The organism is Acidovorax sp. GW823-FHT05D11, from assembly GCF_058795695.1.
Genome location: NZ_CM179502.1, coordinates 2,912,326 through 2,939,072, shown reverse-complemented (window position 1 = coordinate 2,939,072; position 26,747 = coordinate 2,912,326). Strand labels below are relative to the sequence as shown.

The 26,747-nt window shown below is 66.3% G+C and carries 22 protein-coding genes; 9 read left to right on the top strand and 13 right to left on the bottom strand.

What is annotated here, in order from left to right:
- Positions 1-67 precede the first annotated feature (67 nt).
- Together AC3RCE_RS13655 and AC3RCE_RS13650 are read right to left on the bottom strand one after the other, a co-directional pair.
- On the bottom strand, positions 68-619 hold the full coding sequence (locus tag AC3RCE_RS13655) for an NUDIX hydrolase (protein ID WP_218294951.1): 552 nt from the start codon (positions 617-619) through the stop codon (positions 68-70).
- Between the two features lie 120 nt (positions 620-739).
- Positions 740-1,435, bottom strand: coding sequence for a fumarylacetoacetate hydrolase family protein (locus AC3RCE_RS13650; protein WP_492253245.1), 696 nt, complete (start codon positions 1,433-1,435; stop codon positions 740-742).
- Positions 1,436-1,576: 141 nt separating this feature from the next.
- Between AC3RCE_RS13650 and AC3RCE_RS13645 the strand changes: the two genes are divergently transcribed.
- From AC3RCE_RS13645 to AC3RCE_RS13635, 3 genes are all read left to right on the top strand, one after another.
- Positions 1,577-2,032 carry a MarR family winged helix-turn-helix transcriptional regulator gene (locus AC3RCE_RS13645; RefSeq protein WP_218294953.1) on the top strand — a complete coding sequence of 152 codons (456 nt, stop codon included), beginning with the start codon at positions 1,577-1,579 and terminating at the stop codon, positions 2,030-2,032.
- Between the two features lie 103 nt (positions 2,033-2,135).
- Complete coding sequence (maiA, locus tag AC3RCE_RS13640; RefSeq protein ID WP_218294954.1) at positions 2,136-2,804, top strand: maleylacetoacetate isomerase; 669 nt, start codon at positions 2,136-2,138, stop codon at positions 2,802-2,804.
- Complete coding sequence (locus AC3RCE_RS13635; RefSeq protein ID WP_492253244.1) at positions 2,801-3,676, top strand: purine nucleoside phosphorylase YfiH/LACC1 family protein; 876 nt, start codon at positions 2,801-2,803, stop codon at positions 3,674-3,676. Before maiA ends, AC3RCE_RS13635 begins: the two co-directional genes overlap by 4 nt.
- Here the strand turns inward: AC3RCE_RS13635 and AC3RCE_RS13630 are convergent.
- The gene (locus tag AC3RCE_RS13630) at positions 3,596-3,931 is read right to left on the bottom strand and encodes a hypothetical protein (protein WP_218294956.1); all 336 of its coding nucleotides are present in this window, start codon (positions 3,929-3,931) and stop codon (positions 3,596-3,598) included. The genes AC3RCE_RS13635 and AC3RCE_RS13630 overlap by 81 nt on opposite strands.
- 124 nt (positions 3,932-4,055) lie before the next feature.
- Here AC3RCE_RS13630 and AC3RCE_RS13625 point away from each other — a divergent pair, with 124 nt between their 5' ends.
- The 3 genes from AC3RCE_RS13625 to phbB all read left to right on the top strand — a co-directional run bounded on the left by AC3RCE_RS13625 (position 4,056) and on the right by phbB (position 8,160).
- Positions 4,056-5,756, top strand: a complete 1,701-nt coding sequence (locus AC3RCE_RS13625) for a PHA/PHB synthase family protein (RefSeq protein ID WP_218294957.1) — start codon at positions 4,056-4,058, stop codon at positions 5,754-5,756.
- 187 nt (positions 5,757-5,943) lie between these two features.
- The gene (locus AC3RCE_RS13620; protein ID WP_218294958.1) at positions 5,944-7,122 is read left to right on the top strand and encodes an acetyl-CoA C-acetyltransferase; all 1,179 of its coding nucleotides are present in this window, start codon (positions 5,944-5,946) and stop codon (positions 7,120-7,122) included.
- A 300-nt stretch (positions 7,123-7,422) separates the two neighbouring features.
- A complete protein-coding gene (phbB, locus tag AC3RCE_RS13615; RefSeq protein ID WP_218294959.1) occupies positions 7,423-8,160 on the top strand; it encodes an acetoacetyl-CoA reductase in 738 nt (245 codons plus the stop codon).
- A 490-nt stretch (positions 8,161-8,650) separates the two neighbouring features.
- On the opposite strand, the gene AC3RCE_RS13610 is transcribed toward phbB, so the two are convergent.
- The 6 genes from AC3RCE_RS13610 to dapC form a co-directional block, all read right to left on the bottom strand.
- Positions 8,651-10,708 (bottom strand): ABC-F family ATP-binding cassette domain-containing protein, encoded by a 2,058-nt coding sequence (locus AC3RCE_RS13610; RefSeq protein ID WP_492253243.1) that lies wholly within the window; start codon positions 10,706-10,708, stop codon positions 8,651-8,653.
- Positions 10,709-10,819: 111 nt separating this feature from the next.
- On the bottom strand, positions 10,820-11,752 hold the full coding sequence (prmB, locus tag AC3RCE_RS13605; protein WP_492253242.1) for a 50S ribosomal protein L3 N(5)-glutamine methyltransferase: 933 nt from the start codon (positions 11,750-11,752) through the stop codon (positions 10,820-10,822).
- Positions 11,749-12,954: a succinyl-diaminopimelate desuccinylase gene (dapE, locus tag AC3RCE_RS13600; protein WP_492253241.1), complete on the bottom strand. Its 1,206-nt coding sequence runs from the start codon at positions 12,952-12,954 to the stop codon at positions 11,749-11,751. The genes prmB and dapE overlap by 4 nt, the downstream gene beginning before the upstream one ends.
- Positions 12,955-13,110: 156 nt before the next feature.
- Positions 13,111-14,274, bottom strand: a complete 1,164-nt coding sequence (locus tag AC3RCE_RS13595; protein WP_218294963.1) for a PilT/PilU family type 4a pilus ATPase — start codon at positions 14,272-14,274, stop codon at positions 13,111-13,113.
- 78 nt (positions 14,275-14,352) lie between these two features.
- Positions 14,353-15,186 carry a 2,3,4,5-tetrahydropyridine-2,6-dicarboxylate N-succinyltransferase gene (gene dapD / locus AC3RCE_RS13590; protein ID WP_218294964.1) on the bottom strand — a complete coding sequence of 278 codons (834 nt, stop codon included), beginning with the start codon at positions 15,184-15,186 and terminating at the stop codon, positions 14,353-14,355.
- Positions 15,187-15,202: 16 nt separating this feature from the next.
- Entirely contained in the window at positions 15,203-16,408 is a 1,206-nt protein-coding gene (gene dapC / locus AC3RCE_RS13585) for a succinyldiaminopimelate transaminase (protein ID WP_492253240.1), read from the bottom strand.
- Between the two features lie 167 nt (positions 16,409-16,575).
- Here dapC and AC3RCE_RS13580 point away from each other — a divergent pair, with 167 nt between their 5' ends.
- Positions 16,576-18,066: a methyl-accepting chemotaxis protein gene (locus AC3RCE_RS13580; protein ID WP_492253239.1), complete on the top strand. Its 1,491-nt coding sequence runs from the start codon at positions 16,576-16,578 to the stop codon at positions 18,064-18,066.
- A 68-nt stretch (positions 18,067-18,134) separates the two neighbouring features.
- Here AC3RCE_RS13580 and AC3RCE_RS13575 read toward each other — a convergent pair whose 3' ends face one another.
- The 3 genes from AC3RCE_RS13575 to AC3RCE_RS13565 all read right to left on the bottom strand — a co-directional run bounded on the left by AC3RCE_RS13575 (position 18,135) and on the right by AC3RCE_RS13565 (position 21,698).
- Complete coding sequence (locus AC3RCE_RS13575; RefSeq protein ID WP_492245290.1) at positions 18,135-18,788, bottom strand: RnfABCDGE type electron transport complex subunit B; 654 nt, start codon at positions 18,786-18,788, stop codon at positions 18,135-18,137.
- Between the two features lie 71 nt (positions 18,789-18,859).
- Positions 18,860-20,398, bottom strand: coding sequence for a polyhydroxyalkanoate depolymerase (locus tag AC3RCE_RS13570; protein ID WP_218338555.1), 1,539 nt, complete (start codon positions 20,396-20,398; stop codon positions 18,860-18,862).
- Between the two features lie 205 nt (positions 20,399-20,603).
- The gene (locus tag AC3RCE_RS13565; protein ID WP_369642480.1) at positions 20,604-21,698 is read right to left on the bottom strand and encodes a GTP pyrophosphokinase; all 1,095 of its coding nucleotides are present in this window, start codon (positions 21,696-21,698) and stop codon (positions 20,604-20,606) included.
- A gap of 251 nt (positions 21,699-21,949) precedes the next feature.
- Here AC3RCE_RS13565 and AC3RCE_RS13560 point away from each other — a divergent pair, with 251 nt between their 5' ends.
- Complete coding sequence (locus tag AC3RCE_RS13560; RefSeq protein ID WP_492253238.1) at positions 21,950-24,757, top strand: bifunctional diguanylate cyclase/phosphodiesterase; 2,808 nt, start codon at positions 21,950-21,952, stop codon at positions 24,755-24,757.
- A 6-nt stretch (positions 24,758-24,763) separates the two neighbouring features.
- Here the strand turns inward: AC3RCE_RS13560 and dusA are convergent, their stop codons facing one another.
- Positions 24,764-25,750 carry a tRNA dihydrouridine(20/20a) synthase DusA gene (dusA, locus tag AC3RCE_RS13555; protein ID WP_492253237.1) on the bottom strand — a complete coding sequence of 329 codons (987 nt, stop codon included), beginning with the start codon at positions 25,748-25,750 and terminating at the stop codon, positions 24,764-24,766.
- A gap of 394 nt (positions 25,751-26,144) precedes the next feature.
- Here dusA and AC3RCE_RS13550 point away from each other — a divergent pair, with 394 nt between their 5' ends.
- Positions 26,145-26,732 (top strand): lysophospholipid acyltransferase family protein, encoded by a 588-nt coding sequence (locus AC3RCE_RS13550; RefSeq protein WP_218294985.1) that lies wholly within the window; start codon positions 26,145-26,147, stop codon positions 26,730-26,732.
- Positions 26,733-26,747 lie beyond the last annotated feature (15 nt).

The window sequence follows — 26,747 nt, the reverse complement described above, 5'->3', positions numbered from 1 at the left end:
CAGGGTCGGCACGTCCGGCGGACCGGGGGCACGTACCCCCCGGGCTGGGCCGTCCAGGGGCCGGGCGCTATTCGATATCGATGCAGTGCAGCCCGAAGCTGCCCGCCTTGCGGTCGGCAAAAAACGCTTCCAGCGTTTCCTTGACGGTACGGAAGGCGATCTCGTCCCAGGGCACCTCGTCTTCGGTGAAGAGCCGCGCCTCGATGGTTTCATACCCGGGGTTGAACTGGTCGCTGAGCAGGTGGGCCCTGTAGAACAGGTGCACCTGCCCCACACGGCGCACATTGAGCAGGCTGAACAGCGGGCCCATCTCGATCTGTGCGCCGGCTTCCTCGTCCGTCTCGCGCGCAGCGCCCTGGGCCGTGGTTTCGTCCAGTTCCATGAAGCCCGCCGGCAGCGTCCACTTGCCCCAGCGCGGTTCGATGTTGCGTTTGCACAGCAGTACGCGTCCATCGGGCAGGGTCGGCACGGTGCCCACCACGTTGAGCGGGTTCTCGTAGTGCACCGTGCTGCAGGTGGGGCACACCGCGCGCTGCTTGGTGTCGCCGTCGTCCGGCAGGCGGTAGACCACGGCGGTGCCACAGGCGCGGCAGTGTTTGATGGGGCTGCGGAAGGTCATCGGGGGTTTTGATTCAAATAGGCTGCTGGCGCTTGTTCCATCAGCGCTGGCAGCTATGAAAAGGATAGCTTTTGGCTGCGCGCCCGGGCCTGTGCGCCAGGTGGCCCAGGCCGCGGGGCGTCACACCACGCTCAGCCGCAGCGTGCCCAGGCCGTCCACGCCGCCCTCGAGCACGTCGCCGCGCACCACGGCGCCCACGCCTTCGGGCGTGCCGGTGTAGATCAGGTCGCCGGGCTGCAGCTCCCATGCGGCCGACAGGTGCTCGATGGTCTCGGGGATGTTCCAGATGAGCTGGGCCACGGTGCTGCGCTGGCGGTCCGCGCCGTTGACCTGCAGCCAGATGCCGGCCTTCTCCACGTCACCGGCCTGCGCGGCGGGCGTGATGGGGCCGATGGGCGCGCTCGCGTCGAAGCCCTTGCCGATGCACCAGGGGCGGCCCTGTTTCTTCATGTCGTTCTGCAGGTCGCGGCGCGTCATGTCCAGGCCCACGGCGTAGCCGTAGATGTGGGTGAGCGCATCGGCGGCCTGGATGTTCTTCCCGCCCTTGCCAATGGCCACGACCAGTTCGATCTCATGGTGCAGGTTGGCCGTGAGGCTGGGGTAGGGCAGCTGGCCCGTCTCGCCCGCATTCACCACCACGATGGCATCGGCCGGCTTCATGAAGAAAAACGGCGGCTCGCGGCCGGTGAAGCCCATTTCCTTGGCGTGTTCTTCGTAGTTGCGGCCCACGCAGTAGATGCGGTGCACGGGGAACCGGTCGGCGCTGCCGGCCACGGGTACGCTGGCCAACGGTGCGGGAGAAAACACGTAGCTCATGTCTGCCTTTCTTCTTGTCTCTGGGTGCGATGGAACGGGTGCGGGCCTGGCGTGCGGGCGGGTTGCCCTGCGGGCCGGGCCGAAGTGTGGCAGTGTGCCATGGGTGCGGGCGTCTTGCTGTGGGACGCTACACTCGCGCCCATGGCAAAGAGCTTCGATTTCCACAACACGCCAGGCCACCTGGTGCGCCGTGCCCACCAGCGTACCGTGGCGCTTTTCATGGAGGAGACAGCGGGGTTTGACGTGACGCCCGTGCAGTTCGCCATCCTGCATGAACTGCTGGCCCGGCCCGGGGAAGACCAGGTCACCTTGGCATCCCGCGTGGCGTTCGACGCGGCCACCTCGGGGTCGGTGATCGGGCGCCTGGAAAAGCGCGGCTGGATTCGCCGCGAACCCGACACCCGCGACCGCCGCCGCAAGCTGCTGTGGATCACGCCGGAAGGCGAAGTGGCGGCCCTGCAGATGCGCGATGCCGCCCAGCGCGTGCAGGAGCGTCTGATGGCGCCCCTCAACGCGCAGGAGCGCGGCGACCTGATGGTGCTGCTCACCAAGGTCGTCTACAACCACCAGGACCCGGCCGGCGCCTCGGGCGCATGACGCCGGCCCCGCCGAGCCGTGGCAGGGCTTGCGGGACGCACCGTACAACCGCCGCTCTCCACGGCCGCACGCCCACCGATCCATCGACGCAATCCCCATCCCCATGCAGCTGTACAACTACTTCCGCTCCTCGGCCTCGTTTCGCGTGCGCATCGCGCTGCAGATCAAGGGCCTGGCCTACGACTACATTCCCGTGCACCTCGTGAAGGGCGAGCACCAGCAGCCTGCCTACGCGGCCCTCGCCGCCGATGCCCTGGTGCCCACGCTGGTGACCGATGGCGGAGAGGCATTGTCGCAATCGATGGCCATCATCGAATACCTGGACGAGACCCATCCCACACCCGCCCTGATGCCCGCCACGGCCCTGGACCGGGCGCGCGTGCGGGCGCTGGCGCAGATGGTGGCGTGCGAGATCCACCCGATCAACAACCTGCGCGTGCTCAAGTACCTGGTGCGGGAGCTGAAGGTGGATGAAGCCGCCAAGAACGCGTGGTACCACCACTGGCTGCGCAGCGGGCTCGAGGCCTTCGAGCGGCAGCTGGTGCTGCTCTCGCAGGAGCGCGCGGCCCAGGGGCTGGCGCCCTCGGTGCTGTGCTGGGGCGGCACCCCCACGCTGGCCGACTGCTGCCTGGTGCCGCAGATCTTCAACGCCCAGCGTTTCAAGGTCGACCTGGGCGGCCTGCCGCTCACCATGGGCGCGTTCGACGCCTGCATGGCGCTGCCCGCATTCCAGAAGGCCCAGCCTTCCGCCTGTCCGGACAACGAAGCTTGACCCTTCGCACGCACTCCCCGCAGGCCACCGACTGGCTGGTGCCGGACTGGCCCTTGCCGCCGGGCGTGCATGCGCTGTGCACCACCCGCGCGGGTGGCGTGAGCCTGCCGCCGTATGACAGCCTGAACCTGGGCACGCATGTGGGGGACGACCCCGCCGCTGTCCGCGCCAACCGCCTTCGGCTTCAGTCCGCCCTCGAAGGAGTGACAGCGGGCACGCGGCCCGTGTTTCTGAGCCAGGTGCATGGCGATGGCGTGGTGCAGCTCGACGGCGGCACGCCCGACGGCATCGAGGCCGACGCCTGCGTGGCGGCGGTTCCCGCGGTCGCCTGCACCATCATGGTGGCCGACTGCCTGCCGGTGCTGTTCGCCCACCGCTCAGGCCGGGCCGTGGCGGCGGCCCATGCGGGATGGCGCGGGCTCGCGGGGGTGGACGGGCAGGGGGTGCTGGAATCGGTTTTCAAGCGTTTTATCGCGCTGGCCCAGGCGGATCAAGCGCGAGATGCTATAAAAATTGAAGCAATCCTGCCCTTGCAAGGGGTGGCGCAGGACACGCTGGCCTGGCTGGGGCCCTGCATCGGCCCGCAGGCGTTCGAGGTGGGTCCCGAGGTGCGGGCGGCTTTTTGCGACACTGCCCCGGCCTTGCAGGATTGCTTCGCGCCCAGCGGCCACGCCAGCGGCAAGTACCTGTGCGATCTGGCGGGCCTCGCGCGGCGGCGGTTGCAGGCGCTCGGAATCACCCATGTCCACGGCAATGACGGAACACCGCCATGGTGCACCGTCACGAACGCATCAAGGTTCTTTTCCCACCGGCGCGACAGCGCCGCCCTGGGCGGCAGCGGGCGCTTCGCTGCCTGCATCTGGCGCGGCTGAGGAACCGGGGCCGCCAGCCTCGCGGGCCCCCGCGGCCTGCTCGGCATCGTGGGCGGCCTGCTCCGCGGCTTCACGCGCCTTGATCGCGCGCTTGCGCGAAGGCGTGCCCAGGATGTACACCAGAATGCCCATGGGCAGCAGCCCATACAGCGCGAACGTGATCACGGCGCCCAGCAGCGTCCCGGTGGGGCTGGTGGCTTCGGCCACCGCCATCATGAGGGTGACGTAGGTCCAGGCGATGACGATGAGGTACATTGGTTTATGTTCGCTGCGAGCGTTGAATCCGTTGCCATGCTGAAGTGGGTCGGCAACAATGAACCCGAGACACAAAAAACAAGAAGCCCTGCCGCTGCGAGCGACCAATCACTGAGGAAAGAGCATGAATTCTGAATCACCATGGGCCGAGAGCGCCCAGCAGTTCCAGCAGATTTTCGGGCAAAGCTGGTCACAGGCACTGCAGTCGTTCCAGAAGCTGGACCTTGGTACGCAGGTACCCGCCACCCCCCCTCTGAAGTTTTCACCCAGCAAGCTGCAGGCGCTGCAGCAGCAGTACCTGAAGGAAGCGCAGGAACTGTGGGCGCAGGGCCTGCAGGGCGCGCCCGAGGTCAAGGACCGCCGCTTCGCCGGCGAGGGCTGGGCCAGCAACCCCGTCGCGGCCTTCTCGGCCGCCGCCTACCTGCTCAATGCGCGCACCCTGATGGGCTTGGCCGAGGCGGTGGAGTCCGACGAAAAGACCAAGGCCCGCATCCGTTTCGGCGTGGAGCAATGGATGGCCGCCATGGCGCCGAGCAACTTCCTGGCCTTCAACGCCGAGGCGCAGAAGAAGGCCATCGAAACCAAGGGCGAGAGCATTGCCAAGGGCATGCAGAACCTGCTGCACGACATCACACAGGGCCATGTGTCGATGACCGACGAAAGCCTGTTCGAGGTGGGCCGCAACGTGGCCACCACCGAGGGCGCCGTGGTGTATGAGAACGAGCTGTTCCAGCTGCTCGAATACAAACCACTCACCGCCAAGGTCTATGAGCGCCCCTTCCTGCTGGTGCCGCCGTGCATCAACAAGTTCTACATCCTCGACCTGCAGCCCGAGAATTCGCTGATCCGCTACGCCGTCGAACAAGGCCATCGCACCTTTGTCGTGAGCTGGCGCAACCCCGGCGATGCCCTGGCCCACAAGACCTGGGACGACTATGTGGAAGATGGCGCGATGGCGGCCATCGACGTGGTGCGGAACATCACCGGCGCCGAACAGATCAACGCGCTGGGCTTCTGCGTGGGCGGCACCATCCTGAGCAATGCGCTGGCCGTGCTGGCGGCGCGGGGCGACGAGCCCGTGGCCAGCGCCACGTTCCTCACCACCCTGATCGACTTCACGGACACCGGCATTCTGGATGTGTTCATCGACGAGGCGTTCGTGAAGTTCCGCGAGATGCAGATGGGGCAGGGCGGGCTGATGAAGGGGCAGGACCTGGCATCGACCTTCAGCTTCCTGCGTCCCAACGACCTGGTGTGGAACTACGTGGTGGGCAACTACCTCAAGGGCGAGACGCCGCCGCCGTTCGATCTCCTGTACTGGAACAGCGACAGCACCAACCTGCCCGGGCCGTTCTACGCGTGGTACCTGCGCAATTTCTACCTGGAGAACAACCTGGTCAAGCCCGGCAGGCTCACCGTGTGCGGCGAGAAGATGGACCTTGGAAACCTCACGCTGCCGGTGTACATCTACGGCTCGCGCGAAGACCACATCGTGCCCATCAACGCCGCCTATGCATCCACCCAGGTGCTGCCTGGCAAGAAGCGCTTCGTGATGGGGGCCTCGGGCCACATCGCAGGCGTCATCAACCCCCCCGCCAAGGGCAAGCGCAGCCACTGGATCCGCGCGGACGGCAAGCTGCCCGCCACGCTGGACTCGTGGCTGGAGGGCGCGACCGAACACCCCGGCAGCTGGTGGACCGATTGGTCCGGATGGCTCAAGGGCCATGCCGGCAAGCAGATCGCGGCCCCCAAGGCCTACGGCAAGGGCACGAAATTCAGAGCCACCGAGCCGGCACCGGGCAGCTACGTCAAGCAGAAGGCGTGACATGCGCAAGCCCCTGGGTCGCCTCTGGCCTGCATTGCCGATCAGGGACGGCGGCGCCGCCCCGCATTGCGGCCCCTGTCTGGCGCCCCGCGCCGGGGCAGCGCCGGCACCGGCGGATACGCAAAAGCACTGATCCGCGGCGCTGCGAGAATTACCAAGCAACAACCCCCAACCACAAGGACATTCCATGGAAGACATCGTCATCGTTTCGGCCGCCCGCACCGCCGTGGGCAAGTTTGGTGGCGCACTGGCCAAGACGCCCGCGACCGAGTTGGGCGCCATCGTGATACGCGAAGCCATCGCGCGCGCGGGCCTCTCGTCCGACCAGATTGGTGAAGTCATCATGGGCCAGGTGCTGACCGCGGGCGTGGGCCAGAACCCGGCGCGCCAGGCCTCCATGAAGGCCGGTGTGGCCAAGGAGACCCCCGCGCTCACCATCAACGCCGTGTGCGGCTCGGGCCTCAAGGCCGTGATGCTGGCGGCGCAGGCCGTGGCATGGGGCGACAGCGAGATCGTCGTGGCCGGCGGGCAGGAGAGCATGAGCCTGTCGCCCCACGTGCTCAACGGTTCGCGCGACGGCCAGCGCATGGGCGACTGGAAGATGGTCGACTCGATGATCGTCGATGGCCTGTGGGACGTCTACAACCAGTACCACATGGGCATCACGGCCGAGAACGTGGCCAAGCAGTACGGCATCACCCGCGACATGCAGGACGCTCTGGCGCTGGCGAGCCAGCAAAAGGCCGCTGCCGCGCAGGATGCCGGCAGGTTCGCTGACGAAATCGTGGGCGTGAGCCTGCCGCAGAAGAAAGGCGACCCCATCGTCTTCAATGCCGACGAATACCTCAACCGCAAGACCAATGCCGAAGCGCTGGCCGGCCTGCGCCCCGCGTTCGACAAGGCAGGGAGCGTGACGGCGGGCAATGCCTCGGGTCTCAATGACGGCGCGGCCGCCGTGGTCGTGATGAGCGCCAAGAAGGCCGCCGCCCTGGGCCTCAAGCCCCTGGCACGCATCGCGGCCTTCGGCACCAGCGGCCTGGACCCCGCCACCATGGGCATGGGCCCTGTGCCTGCATCGCGCAAGGCGCTGCAGCGCGCGGGCTGGAGTGCCGCGGATGTGGACCTGTTCGAACTCAACGAAGCCTTTGCCGCCCAGGCCTGTGCCGTGAACAAGGAGCTGGCCATCGATCCGGCCAAGGTCAATGTGAATGGCGGCGCCATCGCCATCGGCCACCCCATCGGCGCGTCCGGCTGCCGCATCCTCGTGACGCTGCTGCATGAAATGCAGCGCCGCGACGCCAAGAAGGGGCTCGCCGCGCTGTGCATTGGCGGAGGCATGGGCGTATCGCTCGCGGTGGAGCGCTGAGGCGCCAGGGGGGCGCGGCAGTCCATGCCGCGCAACCTCCACCGATCCCGGGCCGAGGCCGCGTTCGCGCGGCTTTTTTTATTTCCGAACGCCGTCAGGCTGCGATCCGCATGCCGGTATGGCCGTGGACCTTTTTTGTATCAAGGCGTGGCAGCGCGCGCCGAATTCAGGGCGTCCTGGCCGCGGTGCAGGCCAATCTGTCAAAAAGGAAAGGGCTTCAGTGTTTTCCTTCACGGCAGTGTCCGATTTCTTGGGTAGAGTGGACGCTGAAGGCATCACCAATCAACAAGGAGAAATCACATGAGCCAGAAAGTTGCATACGTCACCGGCGGCATGGGCGGCATCGGAACCGCCATTTGCCAGCGCCTGCACAAGGAGGGCTTCAAGGTCATTGCCGGTTGCGGACCGACCCGCGACCATGCCAAGTGGCTGGGTGAGCAAAAGGCCCTGGGCTACACCTTCCATGCGTCAGTGGGCAATGTGGGCGATTGGGATTCCACGGTCGAGGCCTTCGGCAAGACCAAGGCGGAACACGGCAACATCGACGTGCTGGTGAACAACGCGGGCATCACGCGCGACCGCATGTTCCTCAAGATGTCGCGCGAAGACTGGGATGCGGTGATCGAGACCAACCTGAACAGCATGTTCAACGTCACCAAGCAAGTGGTGGCCGACATGGTGGAAAAGGGCTGGGGCCGCATCATCAACATCAGCTCGGTCAATGGCGAGAAGGGCCAGGCAGGCCAGACGAACTATTCGGCCGCCAAGGCGGGCATGCATGGGTTTTCGATGGCCCTTGCGCAGGAACTGGCCACCAAGGGCGTGACGGTCAACACCGTGAGCCCTGGCTACATCGGCACGGACATGGTCAAGGCGATCCGCCCTGACGTGCTCGAAAAGATCGTGGCGACCGTTCCCGTCAAGCGCCTGGGCGAACCCAGCGAAATCGCATCGATCATCGCCTGGCTGGCATCGGAAGAAGGGGGCTATGCCACCGGGGCTGACTTCTCGGTCAATGGCGGCTTGCACATGGGCTGATGGCCTGGGCCCGCTGTTTGCCGCAAAGAACAAAAACCCCGCAGTGCGGGGTTTTTTGTTGGGGAGGAGCAAGAGGGAAGGACTGCCGGGCGTCTTGCCTCGATGGGGCTATGAAATGCGCCACCCGGTGCAAGCATGGCCCACACGTTGGTATGGTTCGTGCTTCATGGTGGTGGCTGGCATTTGAGGGCCTTCGGGCGGGAAACGCTGGCCGCGGCGCCTTCAGAGGCGGGCGGGAGCGCGCTTGCGGTCGCGTTCGTCTTCGGGCCAGGCGGACAAGATTGCGGTGGTATTCATGCTGAAAACTCCTGTGATGTACCAACAACGCAGCCAATCCACAGTCCGTTGACAGCGTTTCGCAAAAAAATGCAACCGCCAGTGCCCGTCTGTTTACAATGTAAATCGCTATCAAAAATGAAGCACTAAATGCTTTCCAGATATGCGCCAATGCCAAAAAATAGAGTCTTTTGGCTTACATGGATTTACATTTTCAACCCGCTGCCGACGCCGACATTTCTTCCAGGGCCGAAGAAATTTCCAGCCAACGCTCCTCCAGCCTGGCTGTCTCGTCGTTCCCTGCCTTGAGGTTGCGGCCACACTCGGCGATCTCCGCCGGCGCAAGGGCCTGGGTGAGCTTGTGCTCCAACGCGGCCCGCTCGGTGGACAGGGCGGCCAGGCGCTTGTCGATTTGTTCCAGCTCCTTTTTCAGGGGCCGGGTTTTTTCCGCCTGCTGCTGACGCACCTGGGCATCGAGCTTGCGCTGCTCCCGTCCATCGCGCGAAGGGGCGGGGGCGGCGGCCGGTGTGGGGGCCGGGGCGGTCGCGGGGGCGGGATGTGCCACCGCTGGCGAAGGTGCCACGGCGGCTGGGGGTGGTGTCTGGCTCGCCGCTGAGGATGTCTGCGCCTGCTCGGCCAGGCGGGCCTCCTCGCGCAGGCGTTTGGATTCCTCGAGCAGGTAGCGCTGGTAGTCGTCCAGATCGCCGTCAAAAGGCCCTACGACGCCCCGGCCCACCATCCAGAAGTCCTCGCAGACCGAGCGCAGCAGCGCGCGGTCGTGGCTGACCAGCATGACCGTGCCATCGAAGTCGTTGAGCGCCATGGCCAGGGCTTCGCGGGTTGCCAAGTCGAGGTGATTGGTGGGCTCGTCCAGCAACAGCAGATTGGGGCGCTGCCAGACGATCATCGCCAGCACCAGCCGCGCCTTTTCGCCGCCGCTCATGGTGCCCACGGCCTGCTTGACCATGTCGCCTGTGAAGTTGAACGTGCCCAGGTAGCTGCGCAGGTCCTGTTCGCGGCTCGGTTGCTTGATATCGGGCCCCAGCTCCTTGGCCAGGCGGATCATGTGCTCCAGCGGGTTCTCCGCGGGGCGCAGCACGTCCAGTTCCTGCTGGGCGAAGTAGCCGATGTTCAGTCCCTTGCCCTCGGTCACGCTGCCGCCCAGGGGTTTCATGGTGCGGGCGATGGTCTTGACCAGGGTGGATTTGCCCTGGCCGTTGGCGCCCAGGATGCCGATGCGCTGGCCCGCCAGCACCGAGCGGTTCACGCCCCTGAGAATGGTGGTGGCCGCGCCCTCGTCATCCACATAGCCGAACGATGCGTCGCTGATCGCCAGCATCGGATTGGGCAGGTTGGCCGGCTCCTTGAACTCGAACGTGAAGTCCGCTTCGGCCAGCACTGGCCCGATCTTCTCCATGCGTTCGAGTTGCTTGACGCGGCTTTGCGCCTGCTTGGCCTTGCTGGCCTTGGCCTTGAAGCGGTCGATGAACTTCTGCAGGTGGGCCATCTTCTCCTGCTGCTTGGCAAAGCTGGCCTGTTGCAGTTCGAGTTGCTGGGCGCGCAATTCCTCGAACTTGCTGTAGTTGCCGCCGTAGCGGTTCAACTCGCCTTGCTGGATCTGCAGGGTGACGTTGGTGATGGCGTCGAGGAACTCCCGGTCGTGGCTGATCACGATCATGGTGCCCGCATAGCGCTTGAGCCAGGCTTCCAGCCAGACCAGCGCGTCCAGGTCCAAGTGGTTGGTGGGTTCGTCCAGCAGCAGCAGGTCGCTGGGGCACATCAGGGCCCGCGCCAGCTGCAGGCGCATGCGCCAGCCGCCCGAAAAGCTGTTGACCGGCTGCTCCAGCTCGCTCACGCGAAAGCCCAGGCCCAGGATCAGCGCCTGGGCGCGCGCCACGGCGTCGTGTGCGCCGGCGTCGTGCAGGTCGGAATACGCATGGGCAATGGCCATGCCGTCGTCGCTGGCCTCGGCCTCCACCAGCTGCTGCTGGACCTCGGCCAGCCGAGTATCGCCTTCCAGCACGAACTCGGTCGCGGACTGGTCCGTCTCGGGCATGTTCTGCGCGACTTCGGCCATGCGCCAGCTCGCGGGGATGTGGAAGTCTCCACCGTCTTCATGGAGCTTGCCGCTGAGCAGGGCGAACAAGCTGGACTTGCCCGCGCCGTTGCGGCCCACGAGTCCGACGTTCTCGCCGGGGTTGATGGTGGCGGAAACGCTGTCGAGCACGACTTTGGCGCCGCGTCGCAAGGTAACGTTCTTGAGGGTGATCATCCGGAGTTCACAAAAAGGCGCACCCGCGCTGGGCGGGTGGCATGAAAAAGCAGGGGGCCAGCGCTGCTGCAATCGGTGCAGCCGATGCAAGCGGCAGCGGCGCGCAACCCTCTATTGTGCCGCGAGACGGGATTGGGCGGCCAGGGCCCGCCGGGTCACCAGCAAAACCTGGTCTTCGCCAGCGCTGGTATCGAGCCAGAACACAGGCAACTGGGGGAAGGCTGCTTCAAAATAGGCGCGCTCGTTGCCGATTTCCAGAATGATCACGGCATCCTCGCTCATGCAGGCGGGCGCGGCAGCAAACAGCTGGCGTACGAAGTCCATGCCATCACTGCCGCCGGCCAGGGCGAGTGCGGGCTCGGCGCGGTACTCGGCGGGCAAGGTGGCCATGCTGGCCGCATTCACGTAGGGCGGGTTGCACAGGATCAGGTCCCAGGGGCCGGGCAGGGCCTGAAGGCCGTCGGAGAGCTGCAGCTGGATGCGGTCCTGCAGGCCGTGCTTGTCCACGTTGATCCGGGCCACGGCCAGGGCGTCGGGCGAGATGTCGGCACCCGTCACCAACACCTCGGGCCAGGCCATGGCGGCCAGCACGGCCAGGCTGCCGTTGCCCGTGCACAGGTCCAGCACCCGGTGGGTGTGGTCGCTCAGGTACTCGTCCGCGCCGCCGTCGACAAGCAGCTCGGCGATGAAGCTGCGCGGGACGATGGCGCGTTCGTCCACATAGAACGGCACGCCCTGGAGCCAGGCCTCCTGCGTAAGGTAGGCGGCGGGCTTGCGCGTGCGGACGCGTTCTTCGAAAAGGGTGGCCACCAGGGCGACCTGCTCGGGTGCGACAGACTGGTTTCTCAGGGAATCGGGCGCGTCCGACAGGTCGCTGTCCAGCGGCAGGCCCAGGCGCCACAGCACGAGCCAGGCGGCTTCATCGTGGGCGTTCGTGGTGCCATGGCCAAAGGAAACGCCAGCTTCGGCCAGTTGCCGGCTACCCGATTCGACGAGCGCGCCGACCGTGGTGCCCGCCATTGCGTGGGGTGCCGCCGTGCTCATGCACGCACCGCCGGGGCGGCCTCGGGGGCTGCCAGCGCCTGCGCATGCAGGTTTTCCAGTGTGCGGCGGTAGATGTTCTTGAGCGGTTCGATGTCGGCCACCACCACGTGTTCGTCGATCTTGTGGATGCTGGCGTTGGGCGGGCCCAGCTCGATCACCTGGGGGCAGACCTGCGCGATGAAGCGGCCATCGCTGGTGCCACCCGTGGTGGAGAGCTCGGTCGTGAGGCCGGTCTCCGCCGCGATGGCCTGTTGCACGGCGTCCACCAGTTCACCCGGCGTGGTGAGAAAAGGCTGTCCGCCCAACGTCCAGCGCAGGTCGTACTCCAGCCCGTGGCGGTCGAGCACGGAGTGCACGCGCTGCTTGAGTCCTTCCGCCGTGGATTCGGTGGAGAAGCGGAAATTGAAGTCCACCACCACGTCCCCCGGGATGATGTTGGTGGCGCCCGTACCGCCATGCATGTTGCTGATCTGCCAGCTGGTGGGCGGGAAGAAGGCATTGCCCTGGTCCCATACCGTCGAGGCCAGTTCGGCCAGGGCAGGCAGCGCCTGGTGGATGGGGTTGCGCGCCAGTTGCGGGTAGGCGATGTGGCCCTGGATGCCCCGCACGGTGAGCTTGCCGCTGAGCGTGCCGCGCCGGCCGTTCTTGATCATGTCGCCGGTGCGTTCGACCGACGTGGGCTCGCCGACGATGCAGTAGTCCAGTTGCTCGCCGCGCGCCTTGAGCTGCTCGACCACGACCTTGGTTCCGTCCACTGACGGGCCTTCCTCATCGCTGGTGAGCAGGAAGGCGAGCTGGACCAGGGGCTCTGGCGTGTGCGCCAGGAATTCCTCGACCGCCACGACGAACGCGGCGATGGAAGTCTTCATGTCGCTGGCGCCCCGGCCGTAGAGCTTGCCGCCACGGTGTGTGGGGACGAAGGGATCGCTGCTCCACTGCGCCAGCGGCCCCGTGGGCACCACATCGGTGTGGCCTGCGAATACTATTGTTTTGATAGCTGATGGCGCTTTTCCACCCTGGGCTGCAGCCCGTTTTGCCCACAAATTGCTGACACGGAAATCCGCCGGGCCGCTGTCCAGCCGTTCGCACACGAATCCCAGCGCGGCCAGGCGGGCCGCCAGCACGTCAAGGCAGCCCGCGTCCTCGGGGGTGATGGAGGGCAGGGCGATGAGCTGTTCGGCCAGATGCAGTGTGCGGGACATGGGAAGGGGTGGGTAAGACAGGGGGCGTTTAAATAGTCGATTGTCCCAGACGCCGCGTCAGACACGGGCCCGGCCCGGGCGTGTGGCGCCGGGCACGCGCCGCAGCCAGGGCGCCGTCACCCCGGGGGCAGTGCGCCGAAGGCGACTCAGGAGGGATCATGCAGCCGGTTTCACGTCCAAAACGATCTCGGTGAACGAAGGCTGGTCGTCCGGGGTATCCCGCGCTTCTTTCTGGGCCTTGGCCGCATTGGCCGCCAGGGAGAAGTCGTTCTGCAGGCGCCACATGAGGTTGGTGGGGGAATCCGCGTACGCCAGGCCTTCCTTGCGGTCGATCTTGGATTCCATGATCAGGTGCGCCAGCGCTTCCTCAAAGGTCTGCGAACCTTCCGCCATGGATTTCTCCATCGCTTCCTTCACGCCGGAGAAATCGCCTTTCTCCACCAGCTCGGACACCAGCTTGGAATTGAGCATCACTTCCACCGCGGGGACGCGGCCGCCATCCGATTTGCGGACCAGGCGCTGCGACACCACGGCCTTGAGCGCGGAAGCCAGGTCGCCCAGCATGGTGGGTCGCACTTCCACGGGGTAGAACGACAGGATCCGGTTGAGCGCGTGATAGCTGTTATTGCCGTGCAGCGTGGCCAGGCAAAGGTGGCCCGATTGCGCATACGCAATGGCGGCGGACATGGTTTCGCGGTCGCGGATTTCCCCGATCAGGATCACGTCGGGCGCCTGGCGCAGCGCGTTCTTCAGGGCTGTCTGCAGCGACTGCGTGTCGCTGCCGATCTCGCGCTGGTTGACGATGGATTTCTTGTTCTTGAACTGGTACTCGACCGGGTCCTCGATGGTGAGGATGTGGCCGGTCAGCGCTTCGTTGCGGGTGTCGATCATGGACGCGAGCGTGGTGCTCTTGCCCGAGCCCGTGGCGCCCACCACCAGGATGAGCCCGCGCTTTTCCATGATCAGCTCGCGCAGCACGGGAGGCAGGCCCAGGGAACTGAATTCCGGGATCTGCTGCGAGATGAAGCGGATCACCACCGCATAGCTGCCCCGCTGGCGCATGGCGCTGACGCGAAAACGCCCCACGCCGCTGAGTGGCACGCCCATGTTGAGCTCGCCGGTTTCTTCCAGCTCTTCGATGCGGTCCGGAGGGACCACTTCGGAGAGCAGGTTGCGCGGAGCATCCGGCGGCAGGATCTGGTTGTTGATCGGCACGCACTCGCCGTTGATCTTGATCAGCGCCGGCGCATTGGCCGACAAATAGACGTCGGAGGCTTTTTTCTCGGCCATCAGGCGAAGAATCCGTTCCATCGTGCTCATGGTGTGTCCCTCTGTTTGTCGTCTTTGTCTGGGGTGGCGCTGATCGTGCCGGTCAGGTGCGGGGCCGGTCAGCCGCGATCAGTCGCGCAGCAGGTCGTTGATGCTGGTCTTGGAGCGCGTCTGCGCGTCCACCTGCTTGACGATGATGGCGGCGTACATGCTGTAGGGCGCGCCGTTGGCGGCCGTCTTGGGCAGGTTGCCGCTGACCACCACCGAGCCAGAGGGCACGCGGCCATAGCTGATCTCGCCCGTGGCGCGGTTGAAGATGGGGGTGCTCTGGCCCAGGTACACGCCCATGCCCAGCACCGAATTTTCTTCCACCACCACGCCTTCGACGACTTCGGAGCGCGCGCCGATGAAGCAGTTGTCTTCGATGATGGTGGGGCCGGCCTGCAGCGGCTCCAGCACGCCGCCGATGCCCACGCCGCCCGACAGATGCACGTTGGCGCCGATCTGCGCGCACGAGCCCACGGTGGCCCAGGTGTCGACCATGGTGCCTTCGCCCACGTAGGCGCCGATGTTCACGTACGACGGCATCAGGATCGCGCCCTTGGCGATGAAGCTGCCGCGGCGCGCCACGGCGGGGGGCACCACGCGCACGCCCGTGGCTTTCATCTCTTCTTCGGAGAGGTGGGCGAATTTCGTCTGCACCTTGTCGTAGAAGCCCAGGTCGCCGGCCTTGACCACTTCGTTGTCCTTGAGGCGGAACGACAGCAGCACGGCCTTCTTGATCCACTGGTGCACGGTCCACTGGCCCACGCCTTCGCGCGTGGCCACGCGCAGCTTGCCGTTGTTCAACTCGGCGATCACGTGCTCGACAGCGTCCTGGATTTCCTTGGGGGCGGCGGAGGGCGAGAGGCTGGCGCGGTTGTCCCAGGCGTTGTCGATGAGGGTTTGGAGTTGTTGGGTCATGTCGTTGTCGATCAGATCAGGCAGTACGGGATTGGATGAATTGCACGATGCGCAGCGCGGCTTCCACGCATTCTTCGGTTTCGGCCACCAGGGCCATGCGCACGCGCTGGGCGCCGGGGTTGCTGCCCTGGGCCTCGCGGGCCAGGTAGCTGCCGGGGAGCACGGTGACATTGTATTGAGCCAAGAGGGCGCGCGCGAACTCGGCGTCGTCCATGCCCAGGGCTTCGGGCACCTTGGCCCACAGGTAGAAGCCGGCATCCGGCAGGGCGACTTCCATGACGCCGGCGAGCAAGGGCGTGACCTGGGCGAATTTCTTGCGGTAGCGCGCGCGGTTCTCCACCACGTGCTGTTCATCGCCCCAGGCGGCAATGCTGGCCGCCTGCACGATGGGGCTCATGGCGCTGCCATGGTAGGTGCGATACAGCAGGAACGCCTTGATGAGGGCCGCGTCACCCGCCACGAAGCCGCTGCGCATGCCGGGCACGTTGCTGCGCTTGGAGAGGCTGGTGAAGGAAATGAGGTTCCTGTAGCCGCCGCGGCCCAGCTGGTCTGCGGCTTGCAGGCCGCCCAATGGAGGTTCGTCGCGGAAGTAGATCTCGCTGTAGCACTCGTCCGAGGCAATGACAAAACCAAAGCGGTCGCTCAGTTCAAAGAGCTTCTTCCATTCGCCGAGCGGCATGACCGCGCCGGTGGGGTTGCCGGGGGAGCACACGAAAAGCAGCTGGGTCCGCTGCCACACCGTTTCCGGCACGGCGTCCCAATCCACCGCGAAGTTGCGCGCCGGATCGCTGGCCGCGTAGTAGGGGGTGGCGCCCGCCAGCAGCGCGGCGCCTTCGTAGATCTGATAGAACGGATTGGGGCAGACCACCAGCGGCTGGCCCTGTGAAGGGTCGATGACGGTCTGCGCAAACGAGAAAAGCGCTTCCCGCGAACCGTTCACGGGCAGGACCTGGGTCGCGGGGTCCAGGGTGATCGCATACCGCTGATTCAGCCATCGGGTGAAGGCCTCGCGCAGAGCCGGCTCCCCCGCCGTGGCCGGGTAGCTCGCCAGTCCACTGAGGTTGTTACTAAGTGCATCTTTGATGAACTGCGGTGTAGGATGGCGTGGCTCGCCCATGCCCAGGCTGATGGGACTGTAGGCTGCCGGGGGAGCCACCCCCGCGAATAGCTGCCGCAGCCGCTCGAAAGGGTAGGGCTGGAGATGGGAAAGCAGGGGATTCATGGGGCGCCATTATGGGCGATGGGCCCGGTCCATTGCCGCAGCATGCGCGGGCTGCGGGCCCGGGTGGGCGGCGCCCCGGCAGGCCCCCTGCACCCGGTCTGTCAATCCGCCGTAAGTGCCGGCCCCTAGGATTCGCGCCAGTTGCAAGAACGACAAGAGGAGACATGATGTCAGGATTCCTACCGCTGCGTCCGGGACTTTGGTGGATGCGCAGGTGGCATCTGCCTGGCAAACTGCTCTCGCTGGGTTTCCTGGTGGCGGCCGCGCTCGCCATCGCGGCATGGGGATCGCCCTGGTGGTTGTTCGCGCTGGGTGCCGGAGCGGTGGCCTATGCCCTGCTGGCGCTCTACATCAGCCTCTCGAGCGACCTCGCCGGGCTGGCGCGGACCATCGAGCTGACCCAGGGCGGGGATCTGCGCGCACAGGCCCGCGGCGACCATGGGCACGATGAGGTCGCAGAGATGGCGAAGTCGCTCGACCGCATGGTGATCACGCTCTCCTCCATGGTGGCCGACATCCGCAGCAACGCGGCGCTGGTGGCCCATGCGGGCCAGAGCCTGGCCGAGGGCAACCGGTCCCTGGCCGACCGCACCGAGCAGCAGGCGGCCAATCTGGAACAGACAGCGGCCAGCGTGGAACAGTTGTCGTCCGCCGTGCAGAACAACGCGCAGACGGCCCAGAGTGCCGATGCGCGGGCCGCCCAGGTGCGCAGCGCGGCCGATGCGGGCGCGCAAGCCATGGCACGTGCCGTTCAATCGGTCGAAGCCATCCAGCAAGGGGCGCGGCGCATGACCGAAATCATCGGCGTCATCGACAGCATTGCATTTCAGACCAACATCCTGGCCCTGAACGCCGCCGTCGAGGCCGCACGGGCGGGTGAGCAGGGCCGCGGGTTTGCCGTGGTGGCCGCGGAGGTGCGCACGCTGGCCAAGCGGTCCAGCGATGCGGCGCACGAAATCCGCGAGCTGATCGGCGCCTCGGTCAGCCAGGTCGAGACCAGCGCGGGCCTGATCCGTTCGGCCGGGGAGGGCATCTCCGACATGGCGGGAGGTATTCGCAGCGTGGCGGCCAGCATGTCCGAGATCTCCGGGTCGAGCACCGAGCAGAGCACGGGCCTGCGCGAGGTCAGTGCCGCCGTGCAGCAACTGGACCAGATCACCCAGCACAACGCCCAGATGGTGGGCCATGCCGTGCAACAGGCCGAAGCCCTGGAGAGCCGGGCATCCACGTTGTCGCGCGCGGTGTCGGCATTTCGCCTGCAGCAGGGCACCGCCGAGGAGGCCGTGGCGCTGGTGAGCAGGGCCGTCGCACTGCACAAGAGCACTTCGCGCGACCAGTTCCTGCGAAGCATTACCGACAAGAGCCAGCCGTACCACGACCGGGACATGTATGTGTTTGTGCTGGATACAGCCGGTACCTATCTTGCCTTTGGTGGCAACACCGCCAAGGTGGGTACACGCGTACAAGACATTCCAGGCATCGCGGGGGACCGCCTCGTGAGCGATATTGTCGGCCAGGCCGACCATGCCCCGGGCTGGGTGGAGTACAACATCACCAACCCCTCCACCGGCGCGGTGCAGACAAAGATGTCCTATGTCAGCCGCGTGGGAGATCTGTATGTGGGGTGTGGGGTGTACAAGGCGCTGGCGGCGCGCTGAGCACACCTGGCGGGCTTCTGTGCAGAAGGCAGAAGGAAGGGCGGAGGCCTCCTCACTGCCTTGTGCGTCTAGCGCGGGTTTTGGGCGCGCCGCTGGCGGGCACGTTCCAGCGCGGCGGCAATGGCGGCCTGGCGCAGTGCCTGGGCCTTGTCCTCTTCGCCTCGGATGAGAGAGGTGGACGGATTGTGGTCTGCCGAGGCTATGGTGGGCATGGCAGCCCCGTTGATCTCGGGAAAATCCTTGTCTTCCACCACCGCCTCCAGGGGCAGGCGTTCGCGGTGCGCCTGATAGCGCTGGCGTGCCTGCTGGGCCAGCGGCGCGGACCAGGCGGACCAGCCAGTGGCGGCACCGCTGATGTTTTCCATGTGGATGCAATCCACCGGACACACAGGCACGCACAGTTCGCAGCCGGTGCAGTAAGGCTCAATGACCGTGTGCATTTTCTTGTGGGTACCCACGATGGCGTCGGTGGGGCAGGCCTTGATGCACAGCGTGCAGCCTATGCACCACGCCTCGTCGATGAAAACCACGGCGCGCGGGGCCTCCGTGCCGTGCTCGGCGCTCAGCGGCAAGACCGGCTGCCCGGTGATGGCGGCGAGGCGGGCAATGCCCTCGGCTCCGCCGGGAGGGCACTGGTTGATGGGGACGCCATGCTCCGCAATGGCGTGGGCGTATGCCGCGCAATCCGGGTAGCCGCAGCGCGTGCATTGCGTCTGGGGCAATGCCGCGTCAATCCGCACCGCAAGCGCTGACGGTGCTGCGGGGGGAGGGCTGGGAATGTGCGGCGGTACGCTCAAGCCTTGCGGGCCGCGCTGCGGCGGGTGCGGGATGGCGTTGCGGCGCTGACGGTCGCCTTGGCCGCCGCGACCGGGTCTGCCTCGGCGGGCGCCGCCGCTCCCGTGGGCTTGGTGCGGTTGCCAGCGGGGGCCACCCAGCGGGTGGCCACGGGCGCCGCGGCTTTCACAGCCGTCCTGGCGGCTGCCTTGGGGGCCGCGACCTTTTTTGGCGCCAGGCTGGGGGGGTTGTCGTCCGGGGTTTCCGTCACGGGTACCGCGGCCTTTTTCTGGGGCTGTTCATGCTGCAGGATGAAGGCGCGCACCTGCGGGTACACCACTTCGCGCCAGCGCCGGCCGCTGAAGATGCCGTAGTGGCCTGCACCCTTGGCTTCCAGGTGGCGCTGCTCCTTGCGCACGATGCCGCTGCACAGGTCATGCGCGGCCTCGGTCTGCCCCGAACCTGAAATATCGTCGAGTTCGCCCTCGACGGTGAACAGCGCGGTGGTCTTGATGTCCTGCGGGCGCACGCGCTCGATCTTGCCTTCGGGGGAGCGCACGTCCCAGGTACCGTTCACCAGCTTGTAGTCCTGGAACACGGTCTGGATGGTTTCCAGGTAGTAGTCCGCGTCCATGTCGAGCACGGCGTTGTATTCGTCGTAGAACTTGCGGTGGGCCTCGACGCTGGCGTCGTCGCCCTTGATCAGGTCCTTGAAGTAATCGTAGTGGCTGCTGGCGTGGCGGTCAGGGTTCATGGCCACGAAGCCGGTGTACTGCAAGAAGCCGGGGTACACACGCCGCCCCGCGCCGGGGAAGTTCTCTGGCACGCGGTAGATCACGTTGTTCTCGAACCATTCGAAGCTGCGGTTCGTTGCCAGGTTGTTGACGGCCGTGGGCGACTTGCGGGCGTCGATCGGCCCCCCCATCATGGTCATGCTCAGCGGCGTGGTTTCACCCCGGCTGGCCATCAGCGACACGGCAGCCAGCACCGGCACCGTGGGCTGGCAGACGCTGATCACATGGCAATTGCCATAGATGCCCTGCAGGTGGCGGATGAATTCCTGCACGTAGTTCACATAGTCGTCGAGGTGGAATTCGCCATCGGCCAGGGGCACCAGGCGGGCATTCTTCCAGTCGGTGATGTAGACCTTGTGGTCCTTGAGCATGGTGCGCACCGTGTCGCGCAGCAAGGTGGCGTAGTGGCCCGACAAGGGAGCCACGATCAGCACCACGGGCTGGGCCTTGAGCTTGGTCAGGGTCGCGGGGTCGTCCGAGAACCGCTTGAAGCGGCGCAGCTCGCAGAACGGCTTGTCCATCTCGATGCGTTCATGCACCGCCACGCCCACGCCATCCACATCCACGGAGTGGATCTCGAACGCCGGCTTTTCGTAGTCCTTGCCCAGGCGGTACAGCAGTTCGTAGCCTGCGGACATGCGCTGCGCCAACGGGCTTTCGCTGAACGGCGACATAGGGTTGCTGAACAGCTTGGCAGCGGCCTGTGCGAAATCGGTAAATGGCTCCATCAGCGAGCGCTGGGTTTCGTAGATGTGATACAGCATGGGCGAAACTCCGTTTTGTTGCAGTGCAATATAGCAGCACTTGGTAACAAGCGCATGGAGGAAAACCACCAATGACCAGTCACCTATGCGACAGGCCGGGGGGTTCAGGGCACGTCCCGGTCCTGCCGGATGCCCCAAGCCCGCCTTGCTACAAACCCAATAGCAAAGAAGGTAATGAGACAGGGCGTGGAATGCCTTTCGCGGGCTATTGCGGCCTGGGCTCCGCGTGCTCCTGCAGCCACGCTTCAAAGGATTCGCGCGCCGAGTTGCGCAATGCCGGGCGGAACGCCGCCTTGTTACTCAGGTACAGGCAGTGCCGGATCACGGTGTAGGGGTTGAAGCTCGCCTGGGGGTTCTGCTCTTCAAAATGCTGCTTGTAGCGCTTGACCACGCCCACGGTCTCGCGCATCAGCGCGTTGAAGCGTGCCCGTGTCATGCCGGGAGACCAGACCTGGATGTCATCCACGAAACCGTCCACCTTGGACGGCTCGAACTCGAAGTCCTTGAAGAAGTGCGTCGCGATCTTGAGGAAGGTGAACGCGTTGAGCTCGCTGCTGGGCGCCGGTGTCTTGCTGGGAGCCTGCGGGTTGCTGTCGTCGGGTGCGGCATCGGCGAGGGGTTCCTCCGTCTCGTCGGGCGCCTGGAGCAGTTCCGCGGCCGTGGCATCGCGGATCTGGCGGAACTCGCGGTCGGCCAGCTCGAACAGGGCAGACAGCACATTGATGCGCCGCTTGAGCTGGCCGGGAATGGACTTCTTGTACTTGATCCGGTGGTCCAGCACGCTCCAGGAGTCCTGGATGATGGTGCGCACTTGCAGCTCGAAGGGCAGGTGGGCGTAGGCCGCGTGCTCGGGCAAGCCGCGTTCGGCGGTGCTCAGCTTGAGGTCCAGGTGCAGGCCCTTGTAGCCAAACGATGCCTCGGTGCTTTCCACCGCCGTCACCTTGTCCGTGACATCGATCACCGCGAAGTGCGAACGCACGATCTGGGCGATCTTCTCCAGCTCATCCTCATAGAGGCACACCACGCGCACGCCGACCAGGTCCGTGATGTAGCCCTGGATCTCGTAGGCCGTGTTGCTTTCTTCCAGCGACGGACGATATTTGCGCACGAACTTGCGGATGCATTCATCCACCTCCTTCACCCGGCCTTCCACCTTGGCGATGTCCACGCCTCCTGCACGCGTGACCACGGCCGCGACCATGCCCGTGAGGGCTGCGCAGGCCGCCTCCAGCGCGGCGGACTGCTGCGCGTAGAACGCGCGGAAATGGGATTCCTCCAGGTCGAAATCAAGGGATGGCATGCCGTGTCTCTGCGTTCTGGGTGGGTTCGGATCGGTGGGCTGGCGTGGCGCCTGTCCATGCAAGCATATCCGCCACGGCGCCGGAGCCTGATGCAGGATGTACGGAAAGCCCGTGGGGACGCCCCTGCCTCTTTGCCGCGGGGGGCCGGGGCCGATAATGGTGCCGATCTGTCCCCACCTGTCCAAGGGAACCTGCACGCCTTGTCCCATCCGCCGTCCCCCACGCCCTTCCCGGCAAGGCCAGGAAAGCCATGACCCCGCCGCCGCATCCCCCAGGGGGCCCGCCTGCGGCGGCTGATGGCGTGCGCGAGGCTTCGCGCCTGGACGGCGCCGCCAGCCAGCGGTGGCTGGCCGAGGTGCTGCCACCCCTGGTCGCGGCACTCATGCTCGGTTTGACCTTTTTGTACTGGCAGAGCGAGGAGCGCGGCGCGCGGGCCAAGCGCGAGCAGAATTTCCAGGTGGCGGCTGACCACATCGCCTACAACCTTGCGGACCGCCTCGCGACGTACGAGGTGGTGCTGCGCGGGGTCAAGGGGTACTTCGAAGGGTCGGAGCGCATTGACCGTGAAGAGTTTCAAGCCTATGTGGGCGCGCTGCAGCTGCAGGAGACCCGGCCCGGCCTGCAGGGCATCGCGCTCATCCTGCAGTTGCCCGCCTCGGCCCTTGAAGCGCACACCCACGACATGCGCACGCGCGGTTTTCCGGGCTACAGCGTGCGGCCCGCAGGAGCGCGGCCCCTCTACGCGCCCATCACCCATGTCGAGCCGCTGGAAGGTGGCAACCTCGACACCCTGGGTTTCGACACCTTGACGGTTCCCGCCGCCAGGGAGGCGCTCGACAGGGCCCGCCTCACGGGCGAATTGGCGCTGTCCGGCCCGCTGGCGCTTCGCCCGGACAGCGAGCCAAGCCTGGCGATGTACCTGCCTTTGCACGATACCGTGGCCGACATGCGGTCTGGCGATGGCCGGCGTGCGGGACTGGTGGGCTGGGTCAGCGCCACTTTTCGCATCGCCGATGTGGTCCGCGGCATGGCCAGGGAGTTCGATTCGGACATCGGGTTTCAGATCCTCGACGGCATGGTGCCGGGCCCCACGGCATCCGGCACGCGCCTGTTCACCAACACCGAGCCCGCGGCGCAGGCCCCCGCCGCGGAAGCCCCAGGGCTTCAGGCCACCCGGGAGCTGAAGTTTGGCGGGCGGCGCTGGACCTTGCAGATGTCGCCACTGCCCGCGTTCGAGCTGCGTCACGAGGACAACAGCCACCTGCCCGTGGCCGTGATGGGCACGGCATTGAGCCTGCTGCTGGCGTGGTTCACGTGGCTGCTGGCCACGGGGCGCGAGAGGGCGGTGGCGCTGGCGCTGGACATGACGGCCGCGCTGCGGGCCACGCGCGACGACCTGGAAAGCACCCTCAACGCGATTCCCGACCTGCTCTTTGAACTGGGGCTGGACGGCCGCATCCACCACTACCGGTCGGCGCGCTCCGAGCTGCTGGCGCTGCCGCCCGAGATGTTCCTTGGCCGGCTCGTGACGGACGTGGTGCCCCCCGAGGCGGCCGCTGGCTGCCATGCCGCGCTGCAGGAGGCGCACCGCACCGGTTATTCCACCGGCCAGCAGTACCGGCTGGAACTCGATGGCACCACGCACTGGTTCGAGCTGTCCATTGCGCGCAAGGAAAGCGCGGCGCCGGGCGACGGGCCACGGTTCATCGCCTTGTCGCGCGACATCACCGAACGCAAGCTGGCCGAGGCGCGCACCCATCAGCTCGCCTACTTCGACGGACTCACCGGCCTGCCCAACCGGCGCATGCTGCTCGACCGCATGGAACAGGCGCTGCGCAGTGCCCGCAAAGCGGCCCAGGTCGGCGCGGTGCTCTACATCGACCTGGACAACTTCAAGCAGATCAACGACGCGCGCGGCCACACGCTGGGCGATGCCTTGCTGATGCAGGTGGCCGACCGCCTCGTGCAGCGGCTGCGCCCCGGGGATACGGTAGCGCGCCTGGGCGGGGACGAGTTCGTGGTGCTCGTGCACAACCTGGCCTCCGACATGGAATCCGCCGGCCGGGCCGCCCTGCAGATGGCCGAGGAGATGCGGCTGGCGCTGGAGGCTCCCTACACCATCGACACCCATCTTTACAGCAGCACCGGCAGCATCGGCATCACGCTGTTTCCCCAGCGGGACGAGGGCGTGGAGGACCTGCTGCGCGAGGCCGACACGGCCATGTACCGCGCCAAGGACCTGGGCCGCAACCGCGTCCGCTTTTACGAGGCTGCGATGCAGTCCGACGTGCAGGAGCGCCTGGCCCTGGAGCAGGACCTCAAGCAGGCCCACGCGGAAGGGCAGCTGGCCGCTTTCGTGCAAAACCAGGTGGATGCGGCCGGGACGGTGGTCGGCGGCGAGTTGCTGATGCGCTGGGACCACCCCGAGCGCGGCGCCGTGCCGCCCAGCCGCTTCATCCCCATCGCCGAAAGTTCGGGGCTCATTCTGCGCATGGGGGACTGGATGATCCAGCAGGCCTGCGAAACCCTGGCGCGCCTGCAGGCGGCGGGGCACAGCCTGTCGCTGTCGGTCAACGTGAGCCAGCGGCAGTTCCGCCAGGACGATTTCGTGGAGCGCATCCGCCATGTGCTGGCCCGCACCGGCGCCCTGCCGGCGAACCTCATCCTGGAGGTCACGGAAAGCCTTCTCATCGAGAACCTGGACGACACCATTGCCCGCATGACCGAGATCGTGCGGCTGGGCGTGCGCTTTTCCATCGACGACTTTGGCACGGGCTACTCCAGCCTGGCCTACCTCAAGCGGCTGCCGCTGTACGAACTCAAGATCGACAGGAGCTTCGTGCAGGACACGCCCGACGACCCGGACGACACCGCCATCGTGCAGTCCATCATTTCCGTGGCCCGCCACCTGCGCCTGCGCGTGGTGGCGGAGGGCGTGGAAACCCGCGCCCAGGCGGACTTCCTGGCCGACAGCCAGTGCGACTGCCTGCAGGGCTATCTGTTCGGGAGGCCAGAGCCTCTGGAAACCTGGCTGGCCAGACAGGCGCCGCGGGCGTGAACCGCGCTATGCCACCGCTTGTGCGGCAGCGGACGGCGCATACGACTGCATCGCGAGCGCATGCACTTCCCGCGCGGGGCGGTCCTTGAGCAGGTGGTTGCTCCACACCTGGCGCCAGACGCGGGCGCCCGGCAGGCTGTGGCGCAGGCCCAGCATGTGGCGGGCGATGTGGGGCCAGGGCGTGCCATGCTGTGCGGCCTCGCGCTCCATGTACTCGACCATGGCCAGCTCGACCTCTTCGCGGGTCAGGGGGCAGGGCGTGCCACCCTGACTGCCGTAGTAGAGCTGGTCCCAGCGCGCCATCCACCAGGGGTTGTGGTACGCCTCGCGGCCGATCATCACGCCGTCGAGGTGTTCGAGCTGCTGCAGCACCACCTCGTCGGCCTGGATACCGCCATTGATGGCGATCGTGAACTGCGGGAACTCGGCCTTGAGCTGGTGCACCACCTCGTAGCGCAGGGGCGGGATGTCGCGGTTCTCCTTCGGAGACAGGCCCTGCAGCCACGCGTTGCGCGCGTGCACGATGAACACGGTGCAGCCCGCCTCGGCCACCGTGCCGATGAAGTCGCGCACGAAGCCGTAGTCTTCCTGCTTGTCGATGCCGATGCGGTGCTTGACCGTCACGGGCACGGCCACCACGTCCTTCATGGCCTTCACGCAGTCGGCCACCAGCTGCGGCGCCTTCATCAGGCTGGCGCCAAACGCGCCGCGCTGCACCCGGTCGCTGGGGCAGCCGCAGTTCAGGTTGATCTCGTCATAGCCCCATTCCTCGCCCAGCCGCGCGGCGTGGGCCAGCTTGTCGGGCTCGTTGCCGCCCAGCTGCAGGGCCACGGGATGCTCTTCCGTGTTGAAGCGCAGGTGGCGCTCGGTGCCGCCGTGGATGATCGCGCCCGCATTCACCATTTCGGTGTACAGCAAGGTCTGGCGCGTCAGCAGGCGGTGAAAGTAGCGGCAATGGCGGTCGGTCCAATCCATCATCGGCGCGACGGACATGCGCCAGGGGCTCAAAGCGGGGGATTCCACAGCAGGCAAACAGGCAAGGAGAACGGGGGAAAGGCCCGCAGCGGCACGCCCGGACGGGGCGGGCGACGGAGGCTGCAGGGGAGGGCCGTGATTATCCCATTGGCCAACGATCCGCGCCAGCCTGTGGCCATGAGAAAAAAAGGACGCTGCCGCTTGATCCACAAGCGCTTGCCGCTATCAAAATGAAAGCGCCCCGCGTCCCCGCCGTGGCGACAGGCGCCAAGCCTTGTCCTGCCGCAAGGCGGGGCCAAGGCCGCATCGGCGATACTCGCGGCGCTTTTTGATGTTCCTGCCCCATGCCTGCCGGGTGACTGGCTGCCTTGCAGCCGCCTTCTGCGCGGGCGTCGCCTGCCCCTGTTTCCCCATGCACCACACGATTTTTGACACGCCGGTTGTCAACACGCTGCTGCGCGCCTTCTCGCGCGCCACCCTGCGCCTGACGGGCTGGAAGGTGGAGGGAGCCTTGCCCGCCCACGCCGCCAAGAGCGTGCTGATCGCCGCCCCCCACACCAGCAACTGGGATCTGCCGTACACGCTGATGCTGGCGTTTTCGCTGCGCCTGCGGGTGTACTGGATGGGCAAGCAGAGCCTGTTCAGGGCGCCGTTTGGCGGCGTGATGCGCTGGCTGGGCGGGATTCCGGTGAACCGGGAGCAGGCGAACAACCTGGTGGCCAGCTCGGCCCAGGCCATGCGGGACGCGGACGGCCCCATGCAGCTGATCGTGCCGCCCGAGGGCACGCGCGGCAAGACGCGGCACTGGAAGACGGGGTTCTATTACATCGCCCAGCAGGCGGGCGTGCCCATCGTGCTGGCTTTCGTGGACTACGGCCGCAAGGTGGGAGGCCTGGGGCCTGTGTTCGAGCCCACGGGCGATGTGGAACGCGACCTAGCGAGCATCAAGGCGTTCTACGCGCCCATCCAGGGCAAGAACCCGGCGCAGTTCGACGCCTGAGTTGCCTGTCAAGGT